The sequence below is a fragment of the Natronomonas gomsonensis genome (genome assembly GCF_024300825.1).
Lineage (GTDB): Archaea > Halobacteriota > Halobacteria > Halobacteriales > Haloarculaceae > Natronomonas > Natronomonas gomsonensis.
The window spans coordinates 2,253,730-2,275,913 of record NZ_CP101323.1 but is presented as its reverse complement, the minus strand read 5'-3'; the positions used below and the strand labels follow the sequence as shown (position 1 = coordinate 2,275,913).

Here is a 22,184-nt window from a genome sequence, read left to right as displayed (position 1 = left end):
GTCAGGCGGGCAGCGAGACGCGTTCGACCGGCTCGCCGTAGTCGGCGGCCCAGACGACGAGCGAATCGACGGTCCACTCGGCGCTCACGTCGCTGCCGGCGACGCGGTCGGCATCGCCGCCGCGGGCGACCGTGACGTGGGGGATGTAGTCGTCGCCCTCGATGCCGTCGATGGGGGAAAAACGGTCACACAAAACGGCGTGAAGGCGTTCCAGTTGGGGCGATTCCACGCGGAGGTAAGCGACCGGCCCGCGGCCGGTCGGTGGATTTCGAAACACGCTGACTCCCGAGATTTCGACGGTGAACGGGTCGAGACCGGTCAACGCCTGCCGAACGTCGCGGCCGAGCGACGCGGGGTCGCTGTCGCCGAGCCGCTTCGCCACAAGCGTGTGACGGTCCCGCGGTGTCGCGGTGAGACACTCCGACGCGAGGCCGCGGGCGAGTTTCGACACCTCGCCGGGGACGGGAACGTTCAGGCTGTACACTGGCGGTACTCGGCGGGAAAACGGTATAGGCGCTGTGGAACGGTCGCGCCGTCAGATGTAGTCGAGGAAGTACGCGACGATGAGCACGACGATGAGAACCCCGACGACGGAGCTGAGGCCGCCGAAGGCGAACTGCAGGACGTCGAGGACGATGTCGACGGCAATCCAGACGATGATGAGCACGAGAATAATCTTCAACAGGTCCTCTACGTCCATGCCGGCTCTGTCGGGGAGCATACGTTCGACTGCGCGTGGTGCGTGCAAAAGCGCTGTGGCCGTTTTTCGACCACGAGGCGAAACCGATTTGCCACCGGGTCACAGACCAACGGTCGATGCGAGGAACGCTCGCGGTCGCCGTGGCTGTGTTCTGCTGTCTCGCCGTCGCGGTCGGCGCCGGCGTCGGCGCGGCCGCCCACGAGGAACCCGACCGGAACCTCATCGGCATCGAACTGCACGCCGACGGTGATGCGTCGGTACATCACGTCTCCTCCTACGACCTCGACGACGACGAGGAGCGGCAACTGTACGAGGGGTTCGCGGAGAACGAAACCGCGAGACAGCAGTGGCGAGACGAGATTGCGGCGCAGTTCCGGTCGATGGCCGAAAACGGCAGTGCGGCCTCGGGCCGTGACATGCGGGTTCACAACGTCAGCGTCGAGACCTACGAGATGGATGGCGAGGGGTACGGACGACTCGAAGTCCACGCGACGTGGGAGAACTTCTCCTACGCCGAGTCCAACCGGGTCATCGTCGCCGAACCGTTCCGAAGCAGTTACGACCCCTTCGACCAGGACCGTCGCCGGGTCGCGATGCACGGTCCCGAAGGGTACGTTCGCGGACAGTTAGCCCCCAGCCCGCTTCGCGTCCAGCGCAACAGCGCGCTGTGGAACCCCGGCACCTCGAACTTCTCGCGGTTCTACGCGGAGTTCACGAACCCGAGTACGGAGACGCCCACCGACGCAATGGTAGAGACGACTGCGGCCGGCCCAAGCGAACAGCCATCCGGGTTCGGAACCGCCGCCCGGGCACTCCTCGTCGCGCTCGTCCCCCTCGCCGTCGCGCTCTTGGCGATTCGACGACGCCGGGGATGACCCTGACTGACGGTCTCGGTGGCGTACGCCACGCTATTGCCTGCCATGGAACGGCCGTTCCACAAGCGTTTAATACCGCTCTGAGAATAGAACGAGATACATGACGCAGACCCACCGCTTCAGCGCGTCCGTGCTCACCGGTGGGTACTCCATTCTTCGGCGACCGCGACCGGGCCGTTAGGCCCGAATAGTACTCACTCCAGTCGCGCTCGCCTCGCTTTCAACGAAAACCGTCCGGTTGACGGTCCGTCATCCAAAACACCACACCAATGTCCGACAACGAACGCGTCGCGCTCGCCTTCTCCGGTGGGCTCGACACGACAGTCTGTGTCCCGCTGCTCAAGGAAGAATACGGCTACGACGAGGTCATCGGCGTCACCGTCGACGTCGGCCAACCCGAAGCCGAGTTCGCCGAGGCCGAAGAGACCGCCGAAGCGCTGAACCTCGAACACTACGTCGTCGACGCGAAAGACGAGTTCGCCGACCTCTGTTTCGACGCCGTCCGCGCCAACGCCTCCTACCAAGGCTACCCGCTCGGCACCGCACTCGCCCGTCCGGTCATCGCGACGGCGATTCTCGAAGTCGCCGAAGAGCAGGGCTGTACCGGCCTCGCACACGGCTGTACCGGGAAGGGCAACGACCAACTCCGCTTCGAGGCCGTCTGGCGTGACTCCGACATGGAGGTCATCGCGCCGGTCCGTGAACTCGGCCTGACACGGGAGTTCGAACAGGAGTACGCCGCCGAACGCGACCTGCCCGTCGAGGGCGGCGACGAGGGCAAATACAGCATCGACACGAACCTCTGGAGTCGCTCCATCGAGGGGTCGGAACTCGAAGAGCCGAGCTACGTCCCGCCGGAGGACATCTACGAGTGGACGACCGCGCCCACGGGCGAGACGCGCGAACTCGAAATCGGCTTCGAGAACGGCTATCCCGTCAGCCTCGACGGCGAGGCGATGGAACCGGTCGAACTCACCCAGACGCTCAACGACCTCGCAGGCGACTACGGCGTCGGCCGCTCCGACATCATGGAGGACCGCATGCTCGGCCTGAAGGTCCGCGAGAACTACGAACACCCTGCGGCGACGGTGCTGCTCAACGCCCACCAGGCGCTGGAGGACCTCGTCCTCACGAAGGAAGAACGCTCCTTCAAGAAGCAAATCGACCACGAGTGGTCCGAGAAGGGGTATCAGGGCCTCGTGAACGCGCCGCTGGTCGGTGCACTGGAGGGCTTCATCGAGGAGACCCAGACCCGCGTCACCGGCAGCGTGACGATTCGCCTCGAAGGCGGTCAGGCCCGTCCGGTCGGCCGGTCCTCGCAGTTCGCCGTCTACTCCGCGGAAGCGGCCTCGTTCAACACCGAGGACGTCATCGGCGGCATCGAACAGGACGACGCCACCGGCGTCGCGAAGTACCACGGCTTCCAGGAGCGTCTGGCAAACCGCGTCATCGACAGTCAAAAAGAGGAATAGCCACATGAGCGAAGAGGAAGGTAGCGACGATGTCGTTCGCCGCGAGCGTTTCAGCGGCGGCCCCGCCCGCGGGTTCCTCTCGAGTCTCGCGGCCGACGAACGCATCTTCGAGGCGGACCTCGCCGTCGACCGCGCCCACGTCGTGATGCTCGACGAACAGGGTATCATCGACGGCGACGACGCCGCGGCCATCCTCGAAGCGCTCGACGACGTGGAGGCGGCGGGCCACGACGCCCTCCCCGACGGCGAGGACGTCCACGCCGCAATCGAGACGGCCGTCATCGAGCACGTCGGCGAGCGCGGCGGCCGGATGCACACCGCCCGCTCGCGAAACGACGAAGTGGCGACCTGCATCCGCTATCGCCTGCGCGAGGACGTGCTGGCGACCGTCAAGACGGTCATCGAGACCCGCGAGGTGTTGACCGAACTCGCCACCGAACACACCGAGACGGTGATGCCCGGCTTTACGCATCTCCAACCGGCCCAACCGACGACGGTCGGTCACTACCTGCTGTCCTACGAATCGGCGCTGGCCCGCGACACCGAGCGACTGCTCGACGCCTACGACCGCATCGACCGCTCGCCGCTTGGGGCGGCTGCCTTCGCGGGGACGCCCTTCGATATCGACCGCGAGCGGGTCGCCGAGTTGCTCGGCTTCGAGTCGGTCCTCGAAAACTCGATGGACGCCGCTTCCGCGCGGGACTTCCTCGTGGAGACGACGGCGGCCGTCGCGGCGCTGTCGACGACGCTGTCCGGCCTCGCCGAGGACCTCGTCGTGTTCTCCAACAAGGGGTTCGTCGAGCTCTCGGACGACTACTCCTCGACGTCCTCGATTATGCCCCAAAAGAAGAACCCGGATACGATGGAGTTGGTTCGGGGAGCGTCCGGCGACGCCTCGGCGGGGCTGAACGCCCTGCTGACGATACTGAAGGGGTTGCCGCGTGCGTACAACCGAGACCTCCAGCGGGCGCACAACCACGCCTTCGATGCCGTCGACGCCGTTAGGGAGGCAACCGAGGTGGCCGCCGGCGCGGTTGCGACCGCCGAGTGGCCCGCAGAGACGCTGGCGACGGCCGCCGGGGAGGGATTTTCGACGGCCACCGGCGTCGCCGACCTGCTGGCGATGGCCGGCGTACCGTTCCGGACCGCCCACGAGATGGTGGCGCTCGCCGCCGAATCCGGGTCCGATTACGAGGCACTCGATGCTGCCGCACAGGAAGTGCTCGGCGAACCGCTTGAGGCGCGCGCCGACCGTGATGCGGTCGAGGCCGCACTCGACCCCGAGGAAAGCGTCGTCTCTCGTGACTCCTTCGGCGGCCCGGCACCCGAAGCGGTATCCGGCGCGCTTGACCGGGCGGTGACGGCCGTCGAGGTCGACGACGAGGCGCTGGAGGCCCGCCGGGAAGCGGTGGCCGAGGCAGCCGAATGGCGCCGCGAGGAGGTGAACCGCCGTGTCTGAACGACGGCGGTCCGTCCCTCCGCGTCGACCCCCGCCGTCCCCGGCCGGGGACATACTACCACAAAACTGACACGCAACGTCACTCGAACGCTTCAAACGCCTCATTTTCCCGCATAGCGGCCGGTATGCGTTGTTATACTATACTGACAAGTTCGAAGCCTTTAAGTGAATATAGCGACGAGTATCGGGCACAATGGCAGAATGTCCCGAGTGCGGGGCCGAACTGGACCTGCACGACGACCTCGAAGTCGGAGAAATCGTCGACTGTGCGACCTGCGGTGCCGAACTCGAAGTGGTCGGTGACGACCCCGTCGAGCTGGAGACGGCACCCGAACTGGAAGAGGACTGGGGGGAGTAAGGCGATGTACGTCGGCGTAGCCAGCCGCGCGAACACCGAGGGAACCCACAAATGAACGTAGGTATCCTCTACTCGCGTATCCGTCGCGACGAGAAGCTCCTGCTCAGCGAGCTTCGCGACCGTGGCCACGACGTGACGAAAATCGACGTCCGAAAGGAGCGTTTCAGCGTCCACGACGTTCCGGAGGTCTTCGACGATGTCGACATCGTGGTCGACCGCTGTCTCGCGACCAGCCGGTCGCGCTACATCACCCGATTCGTCGATTCCTACGGGATTCCGGTCGTCAACGAACCGGAGACGGCGGCTATCTGCGCCGACAAAGCACGGAACAGCCTCGTCCTCGCGAACGCGGACGTGCCGACGCCCGCCACCGAGGTGGCGTTCACCAAGGAGTCCGCAATGGAGTCAATCGAGCACTTCGGCTATCCCTGCGTGCTGAAACCCGTCGTCGGATCGTGGGGTCGGCTGATGGCGAAAATCGACTCCCGCGACGCCGCCGAGGCCATCCTCGAACACAAAGAGACACTCGGCCACTACGAGCACAAGGTGTTCTACATCCAGGAGTTCGTCGAGAAGCCGGGCCGTGACATCCGCGTCGTCGCCACCGACGGCGAACCCGTCGCGGCGATGGCTCGCTCCTCGGACCACTGGCTCACCAACGCCGCCCGCGGTGCCGAGACCGAACCCATCGAGGTCACCGAGGAGATGGCGGACCTCGTCGAACGCGCCTCGGATGCCGTCGGCGGCGGCTTGCTTGGCGTCGACCTCATGGAGACCGGTGACTCCTACACCGTCCACGAGGTCAACCACACCGTCGAGTTCAAGGCGCTCAACGAGGTCAGCGACGTGGACGTGCCCGGAACGGTCGTCGACTGGCTGGAGGCGAAGGTACAGGGCGTCGAGGTGACCGCATGAGCTACACCGCCTCGGTCGTTGGGGCCAGTGGCTTCACCGGCGGCGAACTCCTTCGACTCCTCGACGGCCACCCCGAATTCGAGGTGGCTCAAGCCACCTCTCGGAGTTACGAGAACAAGACCGTCGGTTCGGTCCACCCGAACCTCCGGGGGATGAGTCTCCGGTTTTCCAGCCCTGAGGACCTCGACTCTGTCGACGTGCTCTTCGCGTGTACGCCCCACGGCGTCACGATGGACCACATCGACGCCTTTCGTGAGGCCGCCGACACCGTCGTCGACTTGAGTGCGGACTTCCGACTGAACCGCGAGGAACAGTACGACGAGTGGTACGACGGCCACGACCGCCCAGAGTTGCTTTCGGAGTCCGAATACGCGCTGCCGGAACTCAACCGCGAGAACCTCGCCGGCGCGGACCTCATCGCCTCCGGTGGCTGTAACGCGACGGCCGCAATTCTCGGCCTCAAGCCGCTTTTCGACGCGGACATCCTTTCGGGTGACGAGCAGGTCGTCGTCGACGTGAAGGTCGGCTCCTCGGAAGGTGGTGCCGGCGGCGGGGAGGCATCCTCGCATGCCGAACGCTCCGGCGTCGTTCGGCCCTACGCTCCGACGGGCCACCGACACGAGGCCGAAATCGAGGAGTACCTCGGCACACAGGTCTCCTTTACCGCCCACGCGGTCGACATGACTCGCGGTGCCTCCGCGACCTGTCACGTCTACCCCAACGGGCCGGTCTCGAAAGGCGACCTTTGGCAAGCCTACCGAGGTAGTTACGAGGACGAACCGTTCGTCCGGCTGGTCGCCGGCGGCTCCGGAGTGTACCGATACCCCGAACCCAAGGCGGTTGCGGGCTCGAACTTCGCGGAGGTCGGCTTCGAGGTCGACCCCCGGAACAAACGCCTCGTCGTCTTCTCGGCCATCGACAACATGATGAAAGGCTCCGCGGGACAGGCGGTCCACGCGGCCAACATCGCCCTCGGACTCGATGAGACGGCCGGACTGGAGTTCACCGGGTTCCACCCCGTGGGAGCGCCATGACCGTCGTCGTCAAAATCGGGGGCGCCCGTGCCGTCGAACCGGAGGGTGCACTCGCCGACATCGCCGCCGTCCGCGAAGACGGCACTGACGTGGCGGTCGTCCACGGCGGGTCGACGGCCGTCGACGACGCCCTCGAAAAGATGGGCATCGACCCCGAGTACGTCGAAACCCCGTCGGGCGTCGTCGGCCGCTTCACCGACGAGGAGACGATGGACGTGTTCAAGATGGCGATGTCTGGTCTCGTCAACACCGACCTCGTCACCGGCCTGCAGAACCACGGCGTCGACGCGGTCGGCCTCTCCGGAGTCGACGGCAAACTGTTGTACGGTCCCCGGAAGTCAGCCGTCCGAGTCGTCGAGGACGGCAAGAAGAAGATTCGTCGCGGCGACCACTCCGGGAAAATCGAGGAAGTCAACGGTGACCTCTTGGAGACGCTTCTGTCGGACGGCTACACGCCGGTGGCTTCGCCGCCGATGTTAGCCGACGACGGCGTCGCGGTCAACACCGACGCCGACCGCGCCTCTGCTGCGGTCGCCGCTGACCTCGGCGGGACGCTCGTCTCGCTGACCGACGTGGAGGGCGTGTACCGCGATCCCGAGGACGCCTCGACGCTCATCGAGTCCGTCGAGACGCCCGACGAGTACGAGGAACTGAAAGCCGCCGCCGAGGGGTTCATGGGCCGGAAGGTCATGGCGGCGACGGAGGCGTTGGAGGGCGGCGCGAGCGAAGTCGTCGTCGCCAGCGCCAACGCCGACAACCCCATCCAGTCGGCGCTTTCGGGGGGCGGCACGCACGTCTATCCGAGCGCGCTGGAATGACACCTGATTAGAACTATGAGCGGATTCGTCTTCTCCGAGAAACCCATCGAAATCGACCGTGGCGAGGGGGTCCACCTCTACGACACGAACGGAACCGAGTACCTGGACTTCGGCGCGAGTTACGCCTGTACGCCGGTCGGCCACTGCCACCCGGACGTCGTCGAGGCCGCGACCGACCAGATAGAGCGGCTGATGTACGTACAGGCTTCCTATCCCAACGCCCCGCGAACGGCGCTATACGAACGGCTCGCGGAGATCGCGCCGGGCGACATCGACAACGTGTGGCTCTGTAACTCGGGGACCGAGGCCAACGAGGCCGCACTGAAGTTTTCCCGACACGCCACCGGTCGCTCGAAAATCATCGCGACGATGCAGGGCTTTCACGGCCGGACGATGGGCTCGCTCGCCGCGACGTGGAAAGACGAGTACAAAGACGGCTTCGGCCCGCTGGCCGGCGACTTCGAGTTCGTCCCCTACGGGGACGGCGAGGCAATGGCCGAGGCCATCGACGAGGAAACCGCGGCGGTCATCGTCGAACCGCTGCAGGGCGAAGGCGGAATCAACCCCGCCTCGACGACGTACTTGGAGACGATTCGAGCGGAAACCGAGGCGGCCGGCGCGGCGATGATTCTCGACGAGATTCAGACCGGTCTCGGCCGGACCGGGTCGCTGTGGGCCGCCGACGACCACGGCGTCGTCCCCGACGTGGTGACGACGGCGAAAGGCCTCGGCAGCGGTCTCCCCATCGGCGCGACGCTCGTCCGCGACTGGATTGCCGAGGACTGCGGCAACCACGGATCGACGTTCTCCGGCGGCCCGGTGGTGTCGGCGGCGGCGGGTGCCACCCTCGACGTCATCGAAGGCGAGGACATCCCCGCTCACGCCGCCGAAATCGGTTCGTACCTCACCGACGAACTCGACGCCGCAATCGGTGAGGAGGTTCGGGAGGTCCGCGGCAACGGCCTGATGGTCGGCGTCGAGGTGAAACGGGGGGCCAACCCCATCCTGCGCGACCTCGCGCTGGACCACAGCATCCTCGCGTTGCCGGCCGGCCGCAGCGTCGTCCGTCTCCTGCCGCCGCTGACCATCGAACGCGAACACGCCGACAGGGTGGTCGAGGCGCTGGAGGACATCATCGCATGAGCGACGCCACTCCCGACGAGGAGGCACGCGACCTCTTGGAGACGCTCGTCTCCATCCCCTCGCCGACGCCCGAGGAAGCGGAGTGTGCCGAGGCGCTCGCGGCGTTCTTCGAAGACCACGGCCGAGACGTGTTCATCGACGAGGTCGGCAACGTTCGCGCGCCGGCCGACGACAGCGTCCTCTATACGTCCCACATCGACACGGTACCGGGCGACATTCCCGTCCGTGTCGAGGACGGCGAGAACGGCCCCGAGTTGTGGGGTCGCGGCTCCGTCGACGCGAAGGGGCCGCTCGTCGCGCTCGCGGTTGCGGCGGTGCGGACCGGCGTCTCCTTCGTCGGCGTCGTCGGCGAGGAAGTCGACTCCCGCGGCGCCCGCCATCTCATCGCCGAGCGCGAGGCGCCCGAGGCGGTCGTCAACGGCGAACCCTCCGGTTGGGACGGCATCACGCTGGGGTATCGCGGCATCCTGCAGGGCACCTACGTCGCCACCTCCGAATCGGGCCACACCTCCCGCCCGGAGAACAACGCGATTCAGGACGCCATCGCGTGGTGGTCGGCCGTCGAGGACATCTTCGGCGGCGATGACGAGTACGACCCCGTCTTCGAGCGCGTGACGCCCAAGCCGGTGGAAATCGAAGGCGGCACCAGCCAGGACGGACTGGCCGTCGAGACGACGCTGGACGCCCAACTGCGCGTCCCGCCGTCGTACTCGACCGACGAGGTCCGGGAGTTGGCCGACGCCGAACTGTCGGGCGCCGGCACCGTCAACTGGAAGGACGCGGTCGAACCGACGATGCAGAGTCCCCGGACCGAAGTGGGTCGGGCCTTCCGCGTCGCCATCCGCGATGCCGGCGGCGACCCCCGCCTGCTCCGGAAGACCGGCACCGCCGACATGAACATCTTCGCCGGGGCGTGGGACTGCCCGATGGCGACGTACGGTCCCGGCGATTCGGACCTCGACCACGCGCCCGACGAACATCTCGAGTTACGCGAACTCGACCGTGCGACGGCGATACTGGAGGCCGTCGCGGAGGACCTGCAATGAACTTCCTGAACATCGACGACCTCACGCGCGAGGAGATAGACGACGTGTTGACGCGGGCGACCGACCTCAAAGAGCGGACCGCCCGCGGAAAGACCGCAGACGGCATGGACGGCCAAACGCTCGGCATGATATTCGAGAAGCCCTCGACCCGAACTCGGGTGTCCTTCGAGACGGGTGCGACACAACTCGGCGGCCACGCCATCTTCCTCGGTCCCGACGACATCCACCTGGGCCACGGCGAACCTGTCAAGGACACCGCACGTGCGCTGTCGCGGTACGTCGATGTCATCATGGCCCGGGTCTTCGACCACGCCGACGTGGTCGAGTTGGGCGAGTACGCCGAGGTACCCGTCGTCAACGGCCTCACGGACGACGCCCACCCCTGTCAGACGCTCGCCGACTTGCTGACGATTCGGGAGCGCTTCGACGGTTTCGACGCCCGAGTCGCGTGGGTCGGCGACGGCAACAACGTCTGTCAGTCGTTCGTGTTGGGCGCGGCCATCGTCGGCCTCGATTTGGTCGTCGCGACGCCGGAGGGATACGGTGTCGACGACGCCGTGTTGGAACGCGCCGAGGAACTCGGCAGCGCCCCCGAAATCGTCGCGGACCCACAAGCGGCCGTCGACGGTTCCGACATCGTCTACACCGACGTGTGGGTGAGCATGGGCGAGGAGTCCGAACGCGCCGAGAAACTCGAAGCGTTCTCGCGGGCGGGCTTTCAGGTCAACGAGGCGTTACTCGACGACCAGGAAGTGATGCACTGTCTGCCCGCCCACCGCGGCGAGGAGATTACCGACGCCGTCATGGAGAGCGACCGGGCCATCGTCTGGGACCAAGCCGAGAACCGACTGCACGCCCAGAAGGGGCTGTTGACGTACCTCTTGGACTGACTGGGCGATCGGAAATCGGGTTACCGTCCAGTATCGGGTGGCTTTATCGCCCAGCGTTCCCCATCCGTGGGCATGGACCCCGACCCGGACCCTTCGCGGTTCCGCGATTTGATGCTCGATTCCGAACCGGGCTTTCAGGAGGTGCTCCGGTGTGTCTTCGGCGTACAGGACCACGAGGCGAGACTGTATCTCGAACTGCTCGACGCCCCCGACAGCACAGTCGCCGAACTGGCCGATGCCGTCGACCGCGACCGCAGCAACGTCAATCGCGGGCTATCGACGCTCATGGAGAAGGACCTCGCCGACCGCCGCCGCCGACTGCTCGATTCGGGCGGCCACGTCTACCAGTACCGGGCGACGCCGCCCGACGAGGCCCGTGAGTTGATGCATCGGACGCTCGACGAGTGGGCCGCCTACGTCCACGACCGAATCGACGACTTCCCCAATGGCGGCTAGTCGATGAGGCCGTAGCCGCGTTTGAACAGGTACACGTCGAGGGCGACGACGCCCGCGGTCAGTCCGCTCAACACGCCGAGGGACAGTATCGGGTCGACCTCTTGGAAGCCGAGAAAGCCGTAACGAACGCCGTTGACCATATACACCATCGGATTGAGAAGGGACAGCGTCCGGTACAGCGGCGGGAGGATGTCCAGCGAGTAAAACACCGCCCCGAAGAACACCAGCGGCCGGAGGATGAACTGGTTCATCACCGTCAGGTGGTCGAAGTCCTCGGCCAGCAGGCCGCCGACGACGCCCAAGGCGGCGAACAGCGTCGGGATGACGAGCATGAACGCCACTAGGAACAGCGGCTCTTCGAGCGGTACGGGCGTGAACAACAGCCCGATAGCGACGATGATGGCGCCGACGACAAGCCCCCGAAGCGCGGCGGCGAGGATGTACGCCAACACCATCGACGAATACGACAGCGGCGAGGTGAGCGTCTCGTGGATGTAATCGTTCCATCTGCCGTGGAAGATGGAGAACGAGGAGTTCTCGAAGGCGTTGGAGATAGCCCCCAACACGACCAGTCCGGGCAGAATGAACACGATGTAGTCGAAGCCGGCGATGTCCTCGATGCGCTGGCCCAACACGACGCCGAAGACGGCGAAGTACAGCACGTTCGTAATCGCCGGCGGGAGGAACGTGTTCTTGGGCCGGCGGACGAACCGGAGGATTTCCCGCTTCAACAGCGCCCGGAAGCCGACGCCGAACGTCGAACTCACTGGTGAATCGCCCCCAGTTGTTCGGCCTCCTCGTCGGTTCTGGTCATGTCGACGAACACCTCCTCTAGGGAGGCTCGCCGGATGTCGAGGTTCGTCACCTCGTAGCCCTCGTACTCCAACTCCCGGAGCAGCGAGGGCGCGAGGCGACTGCCGCCCTGTGCGGTGACGACGAGCGAGTCGCCGTCGATTCGCGCCTCGACGATTCCGTCGAGGTCGATATCGGGAACGGCGTCGGGCGACTTCTCGAAGGTGAGATACAGTTGGTCGGTGCCGCGGGACCGGAGGTCGTCGGGCGTCGCCACCTCGACGACGCGTCCCGAATCGACTATTGCGACGCGGTCACACAGTCGTTCGGCCTCCTCGATGTAGTGGGTCGTCAACAGAATCGTCGTCCCCTCGGCGTTGAGTCGTTCGATGACGCCCCAGAGGTCACGCCGCAACTGCACGTCGACGCCCGCCGTTGGTTCGTCCAGAATGAGTAGGTCCGGGTTCGTCACGAGCGCCCGCGCCAACAGGAAGCGGCGCTTCATGCCGCCGGAGAGCCAATCGAAGCGCGTGTCGCGCTTGTCGTAAATACCGACCGTTTTCAACGCCTCCGCGGCACGGCGTTCGGCCTCGTCGCTCGGCACGCCGTGGTAGCCGGCCTTGTGCTCCAACACCTCGTGAATGGGGAAGAACCGGTCGACGTTGAACTCCTGTGGGGCGAGGCCGATGCGGTCCCGTGCCTCCTGATACTCGGTTTCGACGTCGAAACCGAACACCTCGGCGGTGCCGCCGTCCTTCCGAACGAGGCCGACGAGGACGTTGATGAACGTCGTCTTGCCGGCGCCGTTCGGCCCGAGCAAGCCGAAGAACTCCCCTTCATCGACCTCGAAGGTCAGTCCATCGAGGGCCACGACGTCCCCGTAGGACTTCCTGAGGTCGTCGGTGCGTATCGCGGGTTCCATATGGGGAAGGGACCGCTTCGGCCGGTTAAGGGTGCTGAAGCCGGACGCGGCGTGTCACCGACCGGCGCGGAATTTAAACCACCCTGCATTGTCGGCGACGAACCTATCCGACGAACTCGCAACGAACGCGTATGGATAGACGGGAGTTCGTGACGGCCGCCGGAAGTATCGGCCTCGCCTCGCTGCTCGGGACCGGAACGGCCGCTGCGGCGACGGAAGACGGCTACACCAGAGAACAACACCGCGTCGAATCGTTCGACGGCGTCGAGATACCCGCGACCCTGTTCGTCCCCGACGGTGGCGCCGACGCGGCCATTCTCGCGACTCACGGGTGGGGCGGTTCGAAATCCAGCGTCGAGGGGTACGGCCCGCTGGTGACCGACCACGGCTACGCGCTCGTCGCCTTCGACCAGCGCGGGTTCGGCGATTCGACGGCCGAAGTCGGCCTCTCGGGGCCGAAGGAGGTCGCCGACGTATCGGCACTCATCGACTTCCTCCGTGAGGACGCCCGCATCGACAACGCCGCCGACGGCGAGCCGAAAATCGGGATGCTCGGTGCTTCCTACGCCGGCGGCATCCAACTCAACGCCGCGGCGGTCGACGACCGCATCGACGCGCTCGTCCCCGTCGTCCCGTGGCACGACCTCTCGTTTTCGCTGGTGCCCAACGGCGTCCCGAAACTCGGCTGGACGACGCTTTTGTACGGCGCCGGCATCGCCGCCGCTCGCGGCGTCCAGAACCCCGACCAAGAGAACCTCCAGCGCGGCGTCTCCCCGCGACTCCACGAGGTGTACACGAAGACCGTCGCCCAGAACCGTCTGCCGCCGGAGGGCGAATCGTTCCTGAAAGTTCGTTCGACGGTCTCGAAAGCCGACCGCATCGACACGCCCGCACTCGTCGTACAGGGGTTGCCCGACACCCTCTTTACGCCGAACGAGGGCCACCGCATCGTCGAGACGCTCCGCGAGGATGGCGTCGATTCGCGGTTCGTGCTGTTCAACGGCGGCCACACCGGGACGGAGACGGTCGAACCCGACGAACAGGTGAACGAAATCGAGTCGATGGCGCTGTCGTGGTTCGACCAACATCTCCGTGACAGCGGCGACTCCGGTATCGCGCCGCTGACCTACTGGGACATCCAGAACGGCGAGTTCCGGGAGGCCGACGGCTTCCCGCCGAGCGACGCCGACGAACTCGAGGCGTCGCTTTCCGACATCGCCGGCGAGGGTCAGAGTCCGGTCATCAACAGCGTCGCACCCACGTCGACGAGTCACTTCAGCCCCGAAAACACCGACGCCGCGCCCGTCTCCGTCGCGGAGTTCGACCTCGCGGTCGGCGACGACATCGAACTGCTCGGCACGCCCGAGGTGTCGCTTTCGGTGACGCTCGTCGGCGCGCGGGCGTTCCTCTTCGGGAAACTGTATCACGTCTCCGACGGGGAGGCGACGCTACTCAACAATCAGGTCGCACCGGTCGCAATCGAGGGCACGCCCGGCGAATCGCAGACCGTCGAGTTCGAACTCGTCGGTACCCAACGGCACCTCGAAGCGGGCGACACGCTCCGACTCGCGCTGGCTTCGACGGACGCCGGCTTCACCTCTGCCCGCGCGGGAACTGGTGTCGTCGTCGACCACGCGGAATCGACGCTGACGCTCCCGATTCGAGGGAGCGACGGCGGCGACGGTGGCGACGACGACGGCGGCAGCGAGGTCGGCGTGACGCGCTCCAACGGCGGGTCGGTGTTCACCGGCGGGTCACACGACCGCCACGAACTGACCGTCGAGGGCGGGCCGGCCTTCGTTCGTGACCGAGTCCCCGACGGTTGGATCGTCGCGGAGGCCGACCACCCCTACACGCGGACTGCCCCACCCGAGACGAGCGAGAACTACATCGAGTTCAACGGAGCGGTGAAAAACGACGACCGCGGCTACATCGCCCGCGCGCCGTCGGGCGTCGACCAGACGAACGTCTACACGTTCGGCCCGGTCGAAGTCAGCGACGACGGCGAGGAGTGGCGGACGCTCTCGGGGACTGAAAAGACAGTACTACTCGTCGGCGCTGACGCCTGATTACCGGCCCAGTTTCGCCCGCGAGATACCGACGCCGCCCGGCGTGATGACGATTTGGTCGTCCTCCTTCTGGACGATGTCGCCGCCCACCTCGTGGGCGACCTGCTTCAGTTCGTCGGAGATGTGCTCCATCGTCCGGTCGGTCGTCGTGTGCCGGATGATGTCGGCGATGACGATGTCGCCGTCGTAGACGGCGTCTTTGATGTCGATGATGTCGTTTTTGTCGCTGATTTCAGCGAAATGTACTTTCACCGTCGCGTCGCCCGCGTCGGCGTCGAAGTCGTCGATGTCGAGTTCGACGTAGTCCTCGGCGTTGTGGGAGTTCCCGCCGAGAATCTTGCTCATGATGCCCATACGACCGACAGTGGTGGCTGGCGGCATAGGTTTTACCCTCCGAACTTTTTCCACGGCGGGCCGCAGGCCCGCCGGGAAAAACTTCGATGAAAAAGCGGCGGCGGGTTCCCGGTGGTCACCCGCCTTGCCGCCGCGCTCACTCCGTTCGCGCGGCGTGAACCGCTCGCGCCTTCCGGGCGCTCGCGGATGCTCATGAAACTCTCCCGGCAGCACCGCCCTCGTGGTCTCCATTTTTGTCGCTGTCGGCCGTTCGCCGACGTATGACTTTCAGCATCTGCGTCCACGAGAAATACGAAGGCGACGACGGCACCGAACAGCACCGCTTCGGCGTTGCGGTGACGACCCGACTCGCGGGCGTCGGCACGCTGTGTCCCTTCGCCAGCGAGAACGGCGCCGTCGCCACCCAGAGCCTCGTCAACGTCGAGTTGGGTGAGAAGGGAATCGAGTACATCGACGACGGACTGGCCGTCGAGGATGCCCTGCAGTCGCTTCTCAACGCCGACGACGGCGCCGAGAACCGCCAACTCCACGGCGTCGACCGAGAGGGGTCGTTCGTCTTCTCCGGCGAGGAGTGCAAGCCGTGGTTCGGACATCACGATGGAAACGAGTACACCGTCGCCGGAAACCTCCTGACTGGCGAGGCAGTCATCGATGCCGTCGCCGACACCTACGAAAACAGTGACCGAGGGGAACCGCTTGCCAAGCGACTCATTGACGCGCTGGAAGCGGGCCACGAGGAAGGCGGCGACAAACGCGAGGACCTGCCGGTCCAGAGCGCCGCGCTGCTCGTCGAAACCACCGAAGAACGGGCCATCGAACCGGCCTACGAGAACCTCCGGGTCGACGCGACGGAGACGCCAATCGAGGACCTGAAAGCGACCTACGAGACGGCCGTCCGGGGCCACGAAGACGCGATGGAGCGCTACGAGGAAGCCTACGAGGACGACGACCTCTAGAGGTACGTATCTCGGACCGTCTCGTCCAGCAACCCGTCGGGGTCGAGGACGATGTAGACGACGACGAACGGCTCCTCGGGGTCGATGACGAACACCGAAAACGGCGGGTCGACTTCCTCCGGTTGGGCCGCGCGGGCGATAAGCGGCTCCAGCGGCTTCAGGCCGTCACGGAACTCCTCGAAGAGGTCGCGACTGCCGGCCTGCTCGGCGAAGGTGTAGAGGACGCCGTTTGCCTCGTTGTCCGTGTTGTAGGTGACTCGCGAGTTCATCGCCTCGCCCTCGGCGCGGGCCGCCTCGAAACAGTTCTGGGCGGCCTCGAAGATGACCGCCTCCGTCCGGACGAACTCGACGGTCGTTGTCGTCTCGATTGTCGCCGACTCGACGACCGGGTCTTCGCCGTCCCAGGAGATGTCGGCGTCGATGCAGTTGCCGACGACGGCGTCGTCGGGCAGCGCCTCGCGAGGAACGTACGTCGGGTCCGCCGACTCGGCGTCGAGCAACAGCCACTCGTCGTCGGTTCGTCCCGGCAGCAGGCGGAACGGCCCCTCGGTCCGCGGGGAGGTGCCGTCGGTCGTGGTCATAGCCGTCGTAGGTCGTCGTCGGGGATTAGTTCCACGAAAGCAGCGCGCGGAGTTGTGCCTTCGAAAACAGCGATGTCGGTCGGTCCATGTGGACCCCGATTTCACCGGAGAACGCCTTCATCCCCGCTTTCTGCACCGGCTTCGGCATCGAGTAGCCCGCCCGAATCAGTTTCCCGAGACGTTGGTCGCCGGCCAACTCCTCGCGCCAGGCCGTCTCGTAGCTCTCCAGCGTCGCGGGCTGTTCGGGGTCGATTTCGCGGGCGGCGATGTCGGCGGCGCGCATTCCGTAGATGATGCCGCCGCCAGTGAACGGTTTCGTCTGGGCGGCGGCGTCGCCGACCAGGAAACTCCGCTTGCCGACCGTCCGCTCGGGCGGTCCGATTGGGATGGCGCCCGAACAGCGTTCGTCCAACTCGACGCCGTAGTCCTCAAGCAGTTCCTCGAAGCGTCCGGGGGCGTCGTCGCCCGGCGAGACGGCCAGTCCGTACTCGACGCCGGCCTCGCCGCGGGGAATCCGCCACGCGAAGAACCGCGGGACGGTGAGGTGGACGTCGACGTAGTCCGCGTCGTCGGGTTCGAAATCGAAGCCCAACACGCCGTGGAGCAGTTCCTCGGGTTCCGGCAGGCCGACCTCCTGACGGACTCGCGAGCGAGGGCCGTCGGCGCCGGCGACGATGCGACACTCGAAGGATTCGACGCCGTCCGGTCCTTTCGCGGTCACTTCGACACGCCCCGGTTGCTCCTCGACATCGGTGACGGTGTAGCCGTCCCGGACTTCGGCGCCTGCCTGCTCGGCGCATTCGGCGAGCGTCTTGTCCAGCCCGACTCGGTCGATGGCGTTCGACACCGGTTCGTCCTTGTAGAAGGTGTGGGCCTCGCTGTCGGCGCCGCCGAGATGAAACCGCGCCCCGTAGATGTCGTTCTGGAAGAGGTCATCGTGGGCGCTCGCGGCGCTCGCTTCGCTTCGCTCGTCGTTTACCGCTCGCGATTCCGAGGACTCCCGTCGGTCGTCCTCGCCGGGGAGAAAGTCCCAGATGTCGAGACTCACGTGGCCCGAACAGGCCAGCGGTCGCCCGATTTCGCCGGACTCGAGCACCAACACGTCGTGGCCGGACTCGGCGGCCGAGCGGGCGAACCGCGACCCTGCGGGGCCGGCACCGACGACGACGAAATCGTACATGTCTTCGAGAGGGGGTTCCGCGAGGAAATACCCTCCGGGACGGTGCTACTCGTCGTCGCCGACGACGCTCCCGACGCCCGGGAGGACCGTCGCTATCTTGGCGACCCACCCGAGTTGGAACAGTCCCACCTGCGAGAGGATGCCGAGGACGAACAGAACGCCGAACAGCGGCACCTCGAAGCCGACGAGGGGCGTCGTCGCCAGCGGGTCGAAGAGAATCGGCTCCGGCGAGAACGCATCGCGTGCCGCAGTCAGGTTCGCCACGGTCACCGCGCCGGAGGCCAGCGCCGCGCCGACGAAGGAGGTGATGAACACGAGCGCGAACTTCGTCAGCGTGAACCCGAGGACGGCGCCGGCGATGCCGGCGACGACGGCGACGAGATACCGAATCAGGCCGCCCTCGGTGAACACCGGCGTGATAACGTACAGACCGATGTAGGCGCCGACGACGAACGACGGGATGGCCGTCGCGAACGACAACGCGACGTAGGACAGCGCCGCACCGAGGAGGCCGCCGACGATGACCGCCACCGCGAAGCCGACGAGTCCCTGCGCGCCGAAGGCGCCGAGGACGGTGGGGGCGAGGACGTAGCCGCCGCCGGCCCCGATGAGGAAGCCGAGCAACGAGACGGCGTACACCGAAAGCGCCGCGCCGAAGAACACCAACACGAGACCGACGAGCAACAGGCCGATGTCTACGAGTGCCATGCGGGCCGTTCAGAACGCAAGGGAATAAGCTTTGGAGCCGTTCGGACCCAATCGCCGTCACAGTGCGCGGTCGATTGCCGCGGCGGTCGCCTCGCCGACGCCGTCGACGTTCGCCAGTTCGGTTCGGGAGGCCGCCCGGATGCCGCCGACGCTCCCGAAGCGTCGGAGCAGTCGCTTCCGCAACTCGGGGCCGACGCCGGGCACCTCGTCCAGCGGCGTCGATACCTCGTCGCGGACGGTCTGGTGGTATTGGACGGCGAACCGGTGGGCTTCGTCGCGGATGCGCTGGAGCAGGTGCAACGCGGGGTCATCGTCGTCCCAGTCTTCGACGCCGTCCGCCGTCACCACGAGTTCCTCCTCCTTGGCGAGGGCGACGGCGGGCACGTCCCAACCCGTCTCCGAGAGGGCGTCCCGTGCCGCACCGAGTTGCCCATCGCCGCCGTCGATGAGGAGCAACTCGGGGTCCGGGCGGTCGTCACGTCCCTCGACGGCCCGTTCGGCTCGCCACTGCACCAGTTCGCGCATGTTCGCGTAGTCGTCGTTGGTTTCCTCGAGTTTCTTCCGGCGGTAGTCGGCCTTCTCCGGCGACCCCTCGACGAACGTCACGTCGCTGCCGACGACGGCCTTTCCGTGGGCGTGGCTCACGTCGAACCCTTCGATGCGTTCCGGGCGGTCGATGCCGAGTCGGCGGGAGAGTGCGCTCGCGGCGTCGACTTCACCCGCCTTCCGGCGGGCGTTCTTCAGCGCCAACTCCACGAGCGTCGCCTCCCGGCCCGCCCCCGGAACCCGGACCGAGACGCCCTCCGCGTCCAGCCAGCGGTCGAGGTCCGAATCGCCGTGTCGTTCGGGCAACAACAGCACGTCGGGCAGCGGCCGGTCGGCGTAGAACTGCGGGACGAACGCCGAAAGCACCGCTGCAATGCGGTCTTCGTCCTCCGGGGCGTCGACGCGGTGGCGCGTTCGGTCGACTAGCTTGCCGTCTTCGCTGTGGAGGCGGGCGACGGTCGCCCGCTCGCCCTCGACTGCCACGCCGAGGACGTCGACGACACGTTCGTCGCGAGTCGTCACCGCGTCGCCGCCGCCCTCGTGGAACGCCTCGACGGCGTCGAGTTTGTCCCGGAGCGCCGCGGCCCGCTCGAAGGCTTCCGCTTCGGCGGCGGCCTCCATCTCACGACGAAGCGGTTCGGCGAGGACGCCCGTCTCGCCTTCGAGGAACCGGACGACTGATTCGGTGTCAGCGGCGTAGTCTTCCGCAGATATCTCGTCGGTACAGGGCGCCGTACACAGTCCCATCTCGTAGTCGAGACAGGGCCGCTCGCGGCCGGCGTACTTGTGGTCCGAACACCCCCGAAGGCCGTAGGTCTCCCGGAGGGCCTTCAGCACCGTCTCGACGCGGCCCTTGTTCGTGAACGGCCCGAAGACGGTCGCGCCGTCGTCGGGGTCGCGTGTCACTTCGATGCGCGGGAACGCGTGGTCGGTCAACTGCACCAGCGGATAGGATTTGTCGTCCTTCAGGCGGACGTTGTACCGCGGCTGGTGGCGCTTGATGAGGTTCGCCTCCAACAGCAGCGCCTGGGTCTCGGTGTCGGTGACCGCGAAGTCGACGCCTTCGGCGGCGTCGACCATCCGTCGGATACGTTCGCCGCGGGGGTCGGCGTAGGAACGAACTCGACTCCGCAAATCGACCGCCTTGCCGACGTACAGCACCGACTCGCCGGCTTCGAAGAGATACACCCCGGGCTCTCGGGGTAATTCACCGGCGCGCTCACGCACCGCGGCCGCGTCCATACCCGCCGTTGGGCACCGAGCGGTATCAGAATGACGTTAGGGAACTTCTCTCGACTACTTCCTGCTGCTCTCCAACTCGATGTCGAGGTCCGCCAGCAGTTCCTTTGCCTCCTCGCGTTTCTCTTGGTGGTCTTCGAGGAACGCCTCCATCAACTCGGCAGCCTGCTCCTTACAGCCGCCACAGAGCCGTTCGCCGCCGACGCACTCCTCGTACACCTCGGTGGCGAGTTCGTCGTCGTCGTTTGCGAGCAGGTAGGCGTACAACTCGTAGACGGGACACTCGTCGGCCTTCCCGCCCAACTCGCGCTGCTTTTCGGCGGTTTCGCGGCCGCCGGTCGTCGCCGCCTTCACCTTGTCGTAGCCGTCCTCGGGGTCGTCGAGTAGGCTGATGTGGGATGCGGGGTCCGACGAGGACATCTTTCCGCCCGTGAGGCCGGTCATGAAGCGGTGATAGATGGACGACGGCGGGACGAAGCCGTAGCCGCCGTTGTCGACTTCGATTTCGCGGGCGAGTTCCTCGGCCTCCTCGCGGTCGAGGTCGAAACTGTCGATGTGGCCCTCGTAGACGCGCTTTTCGCCGTCGATGGCCTCGATAAGCGCCTCGAAGGCGTCGTCGGTCGCGTTGCGGTCGAAGAACCGAACCCGGGGGCGGAGTGGCTCTTTCCCGCCGGCCTTCAGCGTCTCGACGGTGTCCCACAGCGCCGTCGAGTCGGGCGCCTCGGCTTCGAGCCACTCGGCGGCCTCGACACAGCGAACATCGGCGTCGGGGTCGTCGGCGTGGCCGCCGCCACGTTCGCCAGTCAGCGCCTCGTAGGCCTCCGCGACCAGCGCGCGCTCGTCGTCTTCCAACTCGAAACTGGCGTAGGCTTCGCTCACCTTGAAGAAGCGCATCCGGGTCGCGAGGTCACGCGCCAGTCGAACGTGGGGGTCCTGGTCGGGGCCGACGGGGATGACGGTCGGTTTCGGCTCCTCCAGTTGCGGATAGAGGATGTCGGCCATCTGGGTGACGACCGACTGCATGTGGGACACCGAGGTCTCGCCGTCGAAGCCGTAGATGCCTTCGAACTCCGCGAACCGGGCCTTCGAGCCGAGTTCGAAGGCGAGGTTGCGCAGTTCCTCGTTTTCCGATTGGCGGTACAGTTCGCCCTCCTCGGGGTCGAAGCCCAACGCGAGCAGCGACAGCAGGTAGCTCTCGGCGTGTTCGTCGATTTCGTCCCACGGAATCCCGCGGGCGGAGTGGGCTTCGAGGTCGGCGATGAGGCCGTAGGCGTCGCCGCCCTGCTGTTGGTGCCAGATTATCTCGTCGAAGACGAGTTTGTGGCCGATGTGGGGGTCGCCGGTCGGCATGAATCCCGACAGCGCGGCGAAGGGTTCGTCGTTGACCATCGCCTCGGCGACCGGTCGGTAGTCGCGGTGGCCGAAGATGACGCCCCGACGCATCAGGTAGTGGGGGTTCGGCACCTCCGGCAGCACGTCGTCGAACTCCTCGATGCCGAACTCCTCGAAGAGGTTCCGGTAGTCGTCGACGGTCGAGGACCCCCACGGGTCGAGGGCCGTCTCGTCGGCACCTGTCGCCCCGCCGTCCGTCCGTGGGGGCGTCGCTTCCTCGTGGGCGTCGTCGTCTGTCATGCAGTAGCGTCGGGTTGGTTCGCCCAAAAACCGTTCGCT

23 protein-coding genes are annotated in these 22,184 nt (G+C 66.3%); 13 read left to right on the top strand and 10 right to left on the bottom strand.

What is annotated here, in order from left to right:
• Position 1: 1 nt before the first annotated feature.
• Together NMP98_RS12140 and NMP98_RS12135 are read right to left on the bottom strand one after the other, a co-directional pair.
• Positions 2–484 carry a 2'-5' RNA ligase family protein gene (locus NMP98_RS12140; RefSeq protein ID WP_254857956.1) on the bottom strand — a complete coding sequence of 161 codons (483 nt, stop codon included), beginning with the start codon at positions 482–484 and terminating at the stop codon, positions 2–4.
• A gap of 51 nt (positions 485–535) precedes the next feature.
• Positions 536–721, bottom strand: coding sequence for a DUF7554 family protein (locus NMP98_RS12135; RefSeq protein ID WP_156709032.1), 186 nt, complete (start codon positions 719–721; stop codon positions 536–538).
• A gap of 95 nt (positions 722–816) precedes the next feature.
• On the opposite strand from NMP98_RS12135, the gene NMP98_RS12130 reads away from it, so the two are divergent.
• The 11 genes from NMP98_RS12130 (at position 817) to NMP98_RS12080 (ending at position 11,166) form a co-directional block, all read left to right on the top strand.
• A complete protein-coding gene (locus NMP98_RS12130; RefSeq protein WP_254857955.1) occupies positions 817–1,575 on the top strand; it encodes a DUF7345 domain-containing protein in 759 nt (252 codons plus the stop codon).
• Between the two features lie 269 nt (positions 1,576–1,844).
• Entirely contained in the window at positions 1,845–3,047 is a 1,203-nt protein-coding gene (locus tag NMP98_RS12125; protein ID WP_254857954.1) for an argininosuccinate synthase, read from the top strand.
• Positions 3,048–3,051: 4 nt separating this feature from the next.
• Complete coding sequence (gene argH / locus NMP98_RS12120; protein ID WP_254857953.1) at positions 3,052–4,506, top strand: argininosuccinate lyase; 1,455 nt, start codon at positions 3,052–3,054, stop codon at positions 4,504–4,506.
• A 193-nt stretch (positions 4,507–4,699) separates the two neighbouring features.
• Positions 4,700–4,864: a lysine biosynthesis protein LysW gene (gene lysW, locus NMP98_RS12115; protein ID WP_156709028.1), complete on the top strand. Its 165-nt coding sequence runs from the start codon at positions 4,700–4,702 to the stop codon at positions 4,862–4,864.
• Positions 4,865–4,915: 51 nt separating this feature from the next.
• Positions 4,916–5,779, top strand: coding sequence for a lysine biosynthesis protein LysX (lysX, locus tag NMP98_RS12110; RefSeq protein WP_254857952.1), 864 nt, complete (start codon positions 4,916–4,918; stop codon positions 5,777–5,779).
• Positions 5,776–6,813, top strand: a complete 1,038-nt coding sequence (argC, locus tag NMP98_RS12105) for an N-acetyl-gamma-glutamyl-phosphate reductase (protein WP_254857951.1) — start codon at positions 5,776–5,778, stop codon at positions 6,811–6,813. Before lysX ends, argC begins: the two co-directional genes overlap by 4 nt.
• Positions 6,810–7,631, top strand: coding sequence for an acetylglutamate/acetylaminoadipate kinase (locus NMP98_RS12100; RefSeq protein WP_254857950.1), 822 nt, complete (start codon positions 6,810–6,812; stop codon positions 7,629–7,631). The genes argC and NMP98_RS12100 overlap by 4 nt, the downstream gene beginning before the upstream one ends.
• Positions 7,632–7,646: 15 nt before the next feature.
• Positions 7,647–8,774 carry an aspartate aminotransferase family protein gene (locus NMP98_RS12095; protein WP_254857949.1) on the top strand — a complete coding sequence of 376 codons (1,128 nt, stop codon included), beginning with the start codon at positions 7,647–7,649 and terminating at the stop codon, positions 8,772–8,774.
• Positions 8,771–9,820: a [LysW]-lysine hydrolase gene (locus tag NMP98_RS12090; RefSeq protein ID WP_254857948.1), complete on the top strand. Its 1,050-nt coding sequence runs from the start codon at positions 8,771–8,773 to the stop codon at positions 9,818–9,820. The genes NMP98_RS12095 and NMP98_RS12090 overlap by 4 nt, the downstream gene beginning before the upstream one ends.
• On the top strand, positions 9,817–10,710 hold the full coding sequence (gene argF, locus NMP98_RS12085) for an ornithine carbamoyltransferase (RefSeq protein ID WP_254857947.1): 894 nt from the start codon (positions 9,817–9,819) through the stop codon (positions 10,708–10,710). The genes NMP98_RS12090 and argF overlap by 4 nt, the downstream gene beginning before the upstream one ends.
• 72 nt (positions 10,711–10,782) lie before the next feature.
• Entirely contained in the window at positions 10,783–11,166 is a 384-nt protein-coding gene (locus NMP98_RS12080; RefSeq protein ID WP_254857946.1) for a helix-turn-helix domain-containing protein, read from the top strand.
• Here the strand turns inward: NMP98_RS12080 and NMP98_RS12075 are convergent.
• The gene (locus NMP98_RS12075) at positions 11,163–11,933 is read right to left on the bottom strand and encodes an ABC transporter permease (protein ID WP_254857945.1); all 771 of its coding nucleotides are present in this window, start codon (positions 11,931–11,933) and stop codon (positions 11,163–11,165) included. The genes NMP98_RS12080 and NMP98_RS12075 overlap by 4 nt on opposite strands.
• Entirely contained in the window at positions 11,930–12,880 is a 951-nt protein-coding gene (locus NMP98_RS12070) for an ABC transporter ATP-binding protein (protein WP_254857944.1), read from the bottom strand. The genes NMP98_RS12075 and NMP98_RS12070 overlap by 4 nt, the downstream gene beginning before the upstream one ends.
• A 131-nt stretch (positions 12,881–13,011) precedes the next feature.
• Between NMP98_RS12070 and NMP98_RS12065 the strand changes: the two genes are divergently transcribed.
• Positions 13,012–14,949: a S15 peptidase family protein gene (locus tag NMP98_RS12065; protein ID WP_254857943.1), complete on the top strand. Its 1,938-nt coding sequence runs from the start codon at positions 13,012–13,014 to the stop codon at positions 14,947–14,949.
• On the opposite strand, the gene NMP98_RS12060 is transcribed toward NMP98_RS12065, so the two are convergent.
• On the bottom strand, positions 14,950–15,303 hold the full coding sequence (locus NMP98_RS12060) for a cell division protein SepF (protein ID WP_254857942.1): 354 nt from the start codon (positions 15,301–15,303) through the stop codon (positions 14,950–14,952).
• Between the two features lie 260 nt (positions 15,304–15,563).
• Between NMP98_RS12060 and NMP98_RS12055 the strand changes: the two genes are divergently transcribed.
• Positions 15,564–16,259, top strand: a complete 696-nt coding sequence (locus tag NMP98_RS12055) for a DUF1028 domain-containing protein (RefSeq protein WP_254857941.1) — start codon at positions 15,564–15,566, stop codon at positions 16,257–16,259.
• Here NMP98_RS12055 and NMP98_RS12050 read toward each other — a convergent pair.
• From NMP98_RS12050 to NMP98_RS12030, 5 genes are read right to left on the bottom strand one after another with little or no spacing between them, the layout of a single operon-like run.
• The gene (locus NMP98_RS12050; protein ID WP_254857938.1) at positions 16,256–16,840 is read right to left on the bottom strand and encodes a DUF6663 family protein; all 585 of its coding nucleotides are present in this window, start codon (positions 16,838–16,840) and stop codon (positions 16,256–16,258) included. The two genes, NMP98_RS12055 and NMP98_RS12050, sit on opposite strands and share 4 nt — an antisense overlap.
• 25 nt (positions 16,841–16,865) lie before the next feature.
• Positions 16,866–18,020: a geranylgeranyl reductase family protein gene (locus NMP98_RS12045; RefSeq protein ID WP_254857936.1), complete on the bottom strand. Its 1,155-nt coding sequence runs from the start codon at positions 18,018–18,020 to the stop codon at positions 16,866–16,868.
• A gap of 45 nt (positions 18,021–18,065) precedes the next feature.
• A complete protein-coding gene (locus tag NMP98_RS12040; RefSeq protein WP_254857934.1) occupies positions 18,066–18,728 on the bottom strand; it encodes a hypothetical protein in 663 nt (220 codons plus the stop codon).
• Between the two features lie 57 nt (positions 18,729–18,785).
• Positions 18,786–20,516 carry an excinuclease ABC subunit C gene (locus NMP98_RS12035; RefSeq protein ID WP_254857933.1) on the bottom strand — a complete coding sequence of 577 codons (1,731 nt, stop codon included), beginning with the start codon at positions 20,514–20,516 and terminating at the stop codon, positions 18,786–18,788.
• Positions 20,517–20,570: 54 nt separating this feature from the next.
• Positions 20,571–22,145 carry a tryptophan--tRNA ligase gene (locus tag NMP98_RS12030; protein ID WP_254857931.1) on the bottom strand — a complete coding sequence of 525 codons (1,575 nt, stop codon included), beginning with the start codon at positions 22,143–22,145 and terminating at the stop codon, positions 20,571–20,573.
• Between the last annotated feature and the right edge of the window lie 39 nt (positions 22,146–22,184).